An 8,697-nucleotide genomic window follows, 5' to 3' on the forward strand; every position below is an offset into this window, starting at 1 on the left:
GTGAAGGGGAGGGGGGTGGGGTTGAGACGGGGCGACCGACAGATTCCGTCTCCGGGCAGGTCGATGGTCACGGCAACTCCCTTGGGGCGCGTGGGGATTGAGGGGCTCAGTAACTGAGCCATGACCGACTGTAGGGAGTTGTTCCGTTAACTGTCCATCGGTTCTCGAATAATTACCCCACTCGTGTTGGACTCGGTTACCGTGCCCACGGCAGACTTGAGGCGACCACACGTGCGTTAGGGGCAGCATGGCCACGAGGAACACGCCGACTCAGCGGCAGAAGCGCCTGGGTATGGAGCTGCGGAAGATGCGGACGGCAGCCGGGCAGACGACCGAGTACGCCGCCGGACTCCTCGGCATCGACCGGACCCGCCTGTCCAACATGGAGTCAGGCATCCGCACGTTCTCGGCCGACCGGGTCCGCACGCTCGCCTGCAACTACGAGTGCACGGACGAGAGTTACGTCAACGCGCTGGTCGCCATGGCCGAGTACAAGGAACGCGGCTGGTGGGAGCAGTACCGAGGCACCCTGCCCGCAGGGCTGTTGGACATCGCCGAGCTGGAGTGGCACGCGACGCGGTTGCAGACGGTCCAATTCATGCACGTCCCCGGCCTGTTGCAGACCGAGGAGTACGCACGAGGCATCTTCGGCGCCGGACTGCCGTCGATCAGCAGGCTGGAAGTGGAGCTGCGGGTCGCCCACCGGATGGCGCGCCAGCAGGTGTTCGAGCGCCCTGACCCCCTCCCCTACCTTGCCTACACGCACGAGGCAGCCCTGCGTATGCAGTTCGGCGGCACCAAGGCCACGCGGGAGCAGCTGACGCACCTCGCCGAGCTATCCGAGCGGGACGAGATCGACGTACGGATCATCCCCATGTCCGTCGGCGACTTCCCCGGCGCCGGGCACGCCATCGGATACGCCCACGGCCCTGTCCCTCAACTCGACACCGTTCAACTGGACTCGCTACAAGGTCCGGTATTCGCGGACGCCGAGGCTCAACTCACGAAGTATCGTGCGCATCTGGACTGGATGGACGCCGCCGCGCTGCCACCAGCAGCTTCACGCGACCTCATCCGCACCATCGCACGCGAACTCTGAGGAATCATGCCCGACAACATCACCTGGGAAGACCCCTTCTGCCAGGAAGGCAGCAACTGCTTCCGGCTCGGCACCGACGACTCAGGCAACGCCTACATCGCCGTCGCCGGACAAGAAGCCACCCCCCTCACCGACACCCGCGAAGCCCTCCGCACCCTCATCCTCGAAATCAAAGCCGGCAAAGCCGACCACCTCCTCTAACCCCACCCCCAACGCCGAACGGGGCGCCCGCCACCCGGCAGACGCCCCGCTCCTCACGCGGTCACTACTCGCCGCGTCGGCGGCGCACCGCCAACAACAGCCCCCCACCAGCCGCGGCCAGCGACACGGCCAGCCCGATCAGCAACGGGTTGAACTCGTCGCCCGTTTCCGGCAGTTCCGGCTTCGCGGGCGGCACGGTCGTCACCGTCACCGTCGAGGTGGGCGGCGTCGGCGGTGTACCGCCGCCAGGCACCCGCGCCGTACCGGTCGCCGCATTGCTGAGCTTGCCGGACTTCGCGTCGGCCTCGGTGACCTCGTACGTCGCCGTACACGTCACCCGCTGCCCGGGGATCAACTTGGCCGCCCCGTCGGGGCAGTTGATCGGCGACAGCTTGCCGGTCCCGGTGAACTCGGTCTCCACGGGCCGGACATCGGACAGCGTCACATTGCCCGTGTTGGCCAGCAGGAACGAGTACGTGATCGTCTCCCCGGCCTTGACGGCCCGATCCGGCGACGCCGACTTCTCGACGGACAGCCCCGGCTCGGGGTCGGCCGGAACCGTGGTCGTACCCGGCGGCGAGGTCACCGGCGTGTTCGGCCCGACCGGCGGAATGCCGGTCGCGGTGGCCGAGTTGGAGATCTTCCCGGTGTCGACGTCGTCCTGGGTGACGGCGTAGGTGGCCGTGCAGGTCACCGAGGCACCCGGCGCGAGGGACTTCGCCGCGTCCGGGCAGGACACCTCGGAGAGCTGACCGGCCCCGGTGAACTCCCCTTCCTGAACGGCGATTTGGTTCATCGAGACGTTGCCGGTGTTGGTGACGACGAACGAGTACGTGATCGTCTCCCCGGCCACCAACTCGTTCTTGTCCGCCGACTTCACGACCTTCAGCCCCGGCTTCGCATCCGTCGGCACCTTGGTCGTGTCCGGCGGCGAGGTGACCGGGTCACCGCCGAGCGGCGGCTCGCCGCTGACGGTCGCGGAGTTCGCCAACTGCCCCGTGTCGACGTCGGCTTGGGTGACGACGTACGTGGCCGTGCAGGTCACGGAGGCACCCGGCGCCAACGACTTCGCACCGTCGGGACAGGACGGCTCGGACAGGGTGCCCGTGCCGTTGAACTCCCCTTCGACAACAGTGACGTTGGCCAGAGTCACGTTCCCGGTGTTCGTCGCCTCGAAGGAGAACGTGATGGTCTCACCGACCACCAACTCCGCCTTGTCGGCGCTCTTCTCGACCTTGAGCCCCGGCGTCTGCGTACCGGTGATCGTGTTCGGATCGCTCGGCGGCGAGGTGACCGGCGTCGTGGTGTTCGGCGGAACCCCGGTCCCGGTCGCCGTGTTGGTCACCTTCCCCGCGTCCACGTCGGCCTGAGTGACGACGTACGTGGCGGTACAGGTCACCGAGGCACCGGGCGCCAGCGACTTCGCCGCGTCCGGACAGGTGATCGCCGACATCGTCCCCGTACCGGAGAACGAACCCTCCTGCACGGCAACGTCCTTGAGGGTGACGTTCCCGGTGTTCGTGACCTTGAAGGAGTACGTCACCGTCTGCCCGACCACCAGGTCGGTCCGGTCGGCGGACTTCTCCACCTTGAGCCCCGGCTTCTGCTCCACGTTCACCGTGGTGGTACCCGGCGGCGAGGTGACCGGCGTATCCCCCTGCGGAGGTACGCCCGTGGTGGTAGCCGAGTTGGTGATCTTCCCGGCGTCCACATCGGCCTGGGTCACCGAGTACGTCGCCGTACAGGTCACCGAGGCCCCCGGCGCCAGCGCCTTCGCGCCGTCCGCACACACGATCGCCGAGAGGGTACCCGTACCGCTGAAGTCCCCCTCCTTGATCGTGACGTCCTTCAGCGTGACGTTGCCCGTGTTGGTCGCCTTGAAGGAGTACGTGACCGTCTGGCCGAGTACCAGGTCCGTACGGTCGGCGGTCTTGACCACCGTGAGGGCCGGCGTCTGGGTACCGGTCAGGGTCGTAGTACCTGGGGGGTAGTCCTGAGGTGTCGTGCTACCAGGGGGCGTACCCGTGGGGGTCGCCGAGTTGGTGACCTTGCCCGCGTCCACGTCCGCCTGGGTGACGACGTACGTCGCCGTACAGGTCACCACAGCGCCCGGCGCCAGCGAGCCGCCCGGGCAGGTGATCGCGGACATCGTCCCCGTACCGCTGAAGTCCCCCTCCTTCACCGAGACGTCCTGCATCGTGACGTTCCCGGTGTTGGTGACCTTGAACGCGTACGTCACCGTCTGCCCGGCGACGAGGTCCGTACGGTCCGCCGACTTCTCCAGCTTCAGCGCCGGCTTCTGGTCCACGGTCACCGTGGTCGTCCCCGGCGGCGAGATCACCGGCGTGGTCGTCCCCGGCGGAACACCCTTGCTGGTCGCGGAGTTGGTGACCTTCCCGGCGTCCACGTCGGCCTGCGTCACCGAGTACGTCGCCGTGCACGTCGTCGACGCGCCGGGCGCCAGCGACTTCGCGCCGGCCGAGCAGACGGGGTCGGACATCGTCCCCGTACCGCTGAACTCCCCTTCGTCCACAGAGACGTTGCTCAGCGTGACGTTGCCGGTGTTCGTCACCGTGAAGGTGTACGTGATGACGTCCCCGAGGACCACCGAGGTCTTGTCGGCCGCCTTCGTCGTCGTCAGCCCCGGCTTCTGCGTGCCGGTGATCGTGGTGGGGTCGCTCGGCGGCGAGGTGACCGGGGTGTTCGTCCCCGGCGGTACGCCGTTCGCCGTCGCCGTGTTGGTCAACTTGCCGGAATCCACGTCCGCTTGGGTGACGACGTACGTCGCCGTACACGTCACCGCCGCACCCGGCGCCAGCGAACTCGCCCCGGCAGGGCAGGAGATGGCCGACATGGACCCCGTACCGGAGAACGAACCCTCCTGCACGGCAACGTTCTTGAGGGTGACGTTCCCGGTGTTCGTGACCTTGAACGAGTACGTCGCCGTCTGCCCGACCACCAGGTCCGTACGGTCCGCCGACTTCTCCACCTTGAGCGCCGGAGTCCGCGTCCCGGGCACCGTCGTCGTGGACGGCGGCGAGTCGACCGGAGTGGTGCTGTTCGGCGGAGTGCCTCTCGCCGTCGCGGAGTTGGAGATCGTCCCCGCGTCCACGTCGGCCTGCGTCACCGTGTACGTCGCCATACAGGTCGTCGAGGCGTTCGGCGCCAGCGTCGTGGCCGGGCAGGAGATCGCGGAGAGCGTCCCGGAGCCGGTGAAGTCGCTGTCCTTCACGTCGATGTTCTTCATGGTGACGTTGCCGGTGTTGGTCACCTTGAAGGAGTACGTGACCGTCTGGCCCAGTACCAGGTCCGTACGGTCCGCGGACTTCACCACGGTCAGCGCGGGCTTCTGCGTACCCGTCACCGTCGTAGTACCCGGGGGTGAGGTGATCGGTGTCGAGGTATTGGGCGGCGTCCCCGAGACGGTCGCCGAGTTGGTGAGCTTCCCGGCGTCGACATCGGCCTGCGTCACCGTGTACGTCGCCGTACAGGTCACCGAGGCGCCGGGCGCGAGCCAGTTGCTCGGGCAGGTGATCGCCGACAGCGTCCCGGACCCGGAGAACCCGCTCTCGTCGACGACGAGGTTCGTGAGGGTGACGTTGCCGGTGTTCGTAGCTCTGTAGGAGTACGTCACCGTCTGGCCCGCCACCAGGTCCGTGCGGTCGGCCGACTTGGCGACCGTCAGCGCGGGCTCCTGCGTCCCGGTGATCGTGTTCGGCGAACTCGGCGACTCCACCGGCGTGGTCGTCCCCGGCGGTACGCCGGTCGCGGTCGCGGCGTTGGTGAGCTTCCCGGCGTCCACGTCGGCCTGCGTGACCGTGTACGTCGTCGTGCACGTCACCGACGCCCCCGGCGCCAGCGAGCTCGCGGCGGCCGGGCAGGAGACCGCCGACATCGTCCCCGTACCGGAGAAGGCCCCCTCCTTGACGGTGACGTTCGTGAGGGTGACGTTCCCGGTGTTCGTGGCTCTGAAGGAGTACGTCACCGCCTGGCCCGCCATCAGGTCCGTACGGTCCGCCGACTTGACCACGGTCAGCGCGGGCTTCTGGGAGGTCGTCACCGTCGTAGTACCCGGGGGTGAGGAGACCGGGGTACCTCCGGTGGGGGGTGTGCCCGTGGCCGTCGCCGCGTTGTCGATCTTCCCGGCGTCGACGTCCGCCTGCGTCACCGTGTAGGTCGCCGTGCACGTCACCGAGGCGCCGGGCGCCAGGGAGCCCGCGGCGCCCGGGCACGAGGGCGCCGGCCTGGTGCCGCTGCCGGAGAAGGTGCCCTCCGCGACGGAGACGTTCCGCATCGTCACGTTGCCGGTGTTGGTGACCTTGTACGAGTACGTGATCACGTCGCCGACGACGACGTTCTGCTTGTCCGCCGACTTCGCCACCGTCAGCGCGGGCTTGGCCGTGAACGGCACGACCACGGTCGACGGGGTGGAGGTGACGGGCGTGCCGTTGTTCGGCGGAGTGCCGGTCGCGGTCGCGGTGTTGGAGATCGTCCCCGCGTCGACGTCCGCCTGCGTCACCGTGTACGTCGCCGTACAGGTCAGCGAAGTACCGGGTGCCAGCTGGACGTTGGGGCAGGAGACCGTGGGGGTGCCGCCGCTGCCGGTGAACGCGGTCTCGTTGATCCGCGTCGAACTCAGCGTGACGTTACCGGTGTTGGTGACCTTGAACGAGTAGTGGAGGGTCTGCCCGGCGTTCAGGTCGCCGGTCTCGGCGACCGTCTTCTGCACGGTCAGCGCCGGGCGCTGCGCGACGGTCACGGTCGCCGTCGAGGAGTTCGACGTCGGCGCCGTCATCCCGCTCGGCGGGGTCGCGGTCGCCGTCGCCGTATTGGTCACCCGGCCGGCGTCGACGTCCGCCTGGGTCGCCGTGTAGGTGACGGTGCAGGTCACCGACGCGCCGACGGCGAGCGTACCCGTGGGACAGGAGACGGACGGCTTGGTACCCGTACCCGAGAACGACGACTCGGTGACTCTCGGGTTGGAGACGTCTACATCTCCGGTATTGGTCACCTGGTACGAGTACGTGACCGTGTCCCCGGCCTTGGAGATCTGGCTCGGGGACGCGGACTTGGTGAGGGAGAGGGAGCTCTTGGCGGGGGTGATACCGAGGATCTGGTTGAACCCGTCGACGTTGTTGCCGCTGCCCTCGTACCCGTAGTACAGGGTCAGACTGGTGATCGTCGGGGTCGCCGTGGCGATGTCGTAGGCGCCGCAGCCGAAGGTGCCGCAGCTCGATCCGTCCCCGGGGGCACCGCCCACGTACTGCTGGGGGTTGACGACACCCACCGTCCTGGAGCCGTTCGAGATGCCCATGCGAGGGCTCTGCGAACCGGCCGAGTCCAGGCTGAAGGTGCCGGACGCGAGCGTGATCGGGTGGTCGTGGTAGCTCGACACCGAGGACGACAGAGTGGTGTACGCGCCCACCGCTCCCACGTAGAAGATCGGTGCCTTCACGGGCTGGGAGAACGTGTACGTGATCGAGCCGCAGCCGTTCGACGCGGTGTTGGTGCAGTTCTGGATGCCGAGGCTGAGCGCCGACGTACCGCTCGGGAGGTACGCCGGACGGGTGCCGGAGAAGATGATGTCGCCCTGCGTCGGGGGGTTCACCGCCCCCGCGACAGTGGCGGTGACCACGACCCCGCTCGGCGTGGTGCCGGTCGCGGTGTTACCGCTGATCGACCAGTTGGCGGGGTACTCCGACCCCGCCGGGACGGCCGCCGCCGTCGGCACCCACATCGGGGGCAGCCAGGACAGGAGCAACGCGAGCACGGCCAGGAGCGCGGCCAGTCCGCCGCCTCTCCAGCGCGCCGTTCTGCTCTGACGCCTCATCAAACACTCCTGTCTCTCGCCCGACCAGCGAAAACTCCCGTCATGATCGCTATCTCTTACCATCGGGATTTAATTAACCAGAAAGGCATAAATATGTGTCTTTCTGGAATCCCTCGAACGGTCCCCGGCGGGCGCACGTATAGGAACGCGAACAGCGCGGCAACCTTTCCGGGGCCTGTGGCCACTGATGAGCAGCCCCACCCGACCTAAGGACTACGCGTGGCAACCTCATCCCACCGGCGCAGGCAGCCCCGGCGCCGGCCCGGCATACCCCCCGCCGCGCCAAGACCTTCCTGGTTCTCGCCGCAGTCCTCGTCCCCCTGGGCATCTGGGGCTCGAACCTCATGGCCGATGCCGGTGACGACTCGGCCGGCAACGCCCCGGACCCGAAGGTCTCGGCCGGCAGCACCGCGTCCGCCGCGCCGCCGGCTCCCCGGACCTACCGGAGCATCGACATCCCCCTCGACCACTTCATCCGCTTCACGGACACCCCGCCGAAGCCGATGAACAACGGCGGCTCCACCCGCAACACCGAGGAGTCGGACTTCTACTTCTTCCAGGGCAACGACGACGAACTCATCGGCAGCGTGGGCCGCAAGGTCGTCGTCCTGGACGCGAAGGAGCAGGGCACGCTCCAGACCTGCCGCACGGAAACCCGCTTCACGCGCGAACTCCCGCTCCCCCAAGTCCCCACGGGCACAAGGCTGTGCGTGCACTCCTCGGCCGGGCACATCGCGCTGATCACGTACCGGGGAAGCTCACCGGCGTCGGACCCGAGCAGGTACGTCACGGTCGACGTGACGGTGTGGAAGAACGCGGAGGGCTAGCGCCGCCCGTCCATCTCCCACATCAGCACCTCGGCACCACCGCCGAGCGCGACGAGTTCCAACTCCCCCTCGCCGGTGAGCCGCAGGGCGTCACCAGCCGCCAACTCCGACGCCCCGACCCGGACTTCGCCGCGTACGACGTGGACGTACCCGAGCCCGGCGTCCGGTACGGCGATCCGCTCGCCGGCGGTGGACAGGCGTCGTACGTGCAGCATCGCCCCCGCGCCGGGAACCGCGTACGGGGTCGAGTCGGCGATGCCCCGGACGATCTCGTACGAGGGTTCGCCGCCGGGGTCGAGGGGGGCCAGCCACATCTGGAGGAAGACCAACGGCACGTCCCCGGCGTTGCGTTCGACGTGGCGGACACCGGCCCCCGAGGAGAGGCGCTGGACGTCACCGGGCCGGACGACCGTCTCGTGGCCGGCGGAGTCGCGGTGGGTGAGCTCGCCGGAGACGACCCAGGTGACGATCTCGGTGTGGGAGTGGGGGTGTTCGTCGAAGCCGGCGCCGGGGGCGAGGCGTTCCTCGTTGCAGGCGATGAGGGCGCCGAAGCGGAGGTTGTCGGGGTCGTAGTGGGGGCCGAAGGAAAAAGAGTGCAAAGTCTCGATGCCCAGCCCGGCATCACCACCCAGGTAGCGCGCGTCCCCGCGCCGCACGTCCATCACACCCCCAAGGTATCCCGGCCCGAAACCCACCTCGCGCCCACACGACCACCGCCCCACCCCCTCCGATCACCACCG

General features: G+C 68.4%; 5 protein-coding genes. 3 read left to right on the forward strand and 2 right to left on the reverse strand.

Annotation, left to right across the window (positions count from 1 at the left end; translation table 11 throughout):
- Positions 1 to 247: 247 nt before the first annotated feature.
- Both AOK24_RS30860 and AOK24_RS30865 read left to right on the forward strand, forming a co-directional pair.
- Complete coding sequence (locus tag AOK24_RS30860; protein ID WP_055723330.1) at positions 248 to 1,099, forward strand: helix-turn-helix domain-containing protein; 852 nt, start codon at positions 248 to 250, stop codon at positions 1,097 to 1,099.
- Between the two features lie 6 nt (positions 1,100 to 1,105).
- Entirely contained in the window at positions 1,106 to 1,300 is a 195-nt protein-coding gene (locus tag AOK24_RS30865) for a hypothetical protein (protein ID WP_055723331.1), read from the forward strand.
- Between the two features lie 64 nt (positions 1,301 to 1,364).
- Here the strand turns inward: AOK24_RS30865 and AOK24_RS30870 are convergent, their stop codons facing one another.
- The gene (locus tag AOK24_RS30870; protein WP_055723332.1) at positions 1,365 to 7,130 is read right to left on the reverse strand and encodes a beta strand repeat-containing protein; all 5,766 of its coding nucleotides are present in this window, start codon (positions 7,128 to 7,130) and stop codon (positions 1,365 to 1,367) included.
- A gap of 344 nt (positions 7,131 to 7,474) precedes the next feature.
- Here AOK24_RS30870 and AOK24_RS30875 point away from each other — a divergent pair, with 344 nt between their 5' ends.
- Positions 7,475 to 7,957 (forward strand): hypothetical protein, encoded by a 483-nt coding sequence (locus AOK24_RS30875; protein ID WP_206191290.1) that lies wholly within the window; start codon positions 7,475 to 7,477, stop codon positions 7,955 to 7,957.
- On the opposite strand, the gene AOK24_RS30880 is transcribed toward AOK24_RS30875, so the two are convergent.
- Positions 7,954 to 8,619 (reverse strand): pirin family protein, encoded by a 666-nt coding sequence (locus tag AOK24_RS30880; RefSeq protein ID WP_206191291.1) that lies wholly within the window; start codon positions 8,617 to 8,619, stop codon positions 7,954 to 7,956. The genes AOK24_RS30875 and AOK24_RS30880 overlap by 4 nt on opposite strands.
- Between the last annotated feature and the right edge of the window lie 78 nt (positions 8,620 to 8,697).

Source organism: Streptomyces niveiscabiei (assembly GCF_001419795.1).
GTDB lineage: Bacteria > Actinomycetota > Actinomycetes > Streptomycetales > Streptomycetaceae > Streptomyces > Streptomyces niveiscabiei.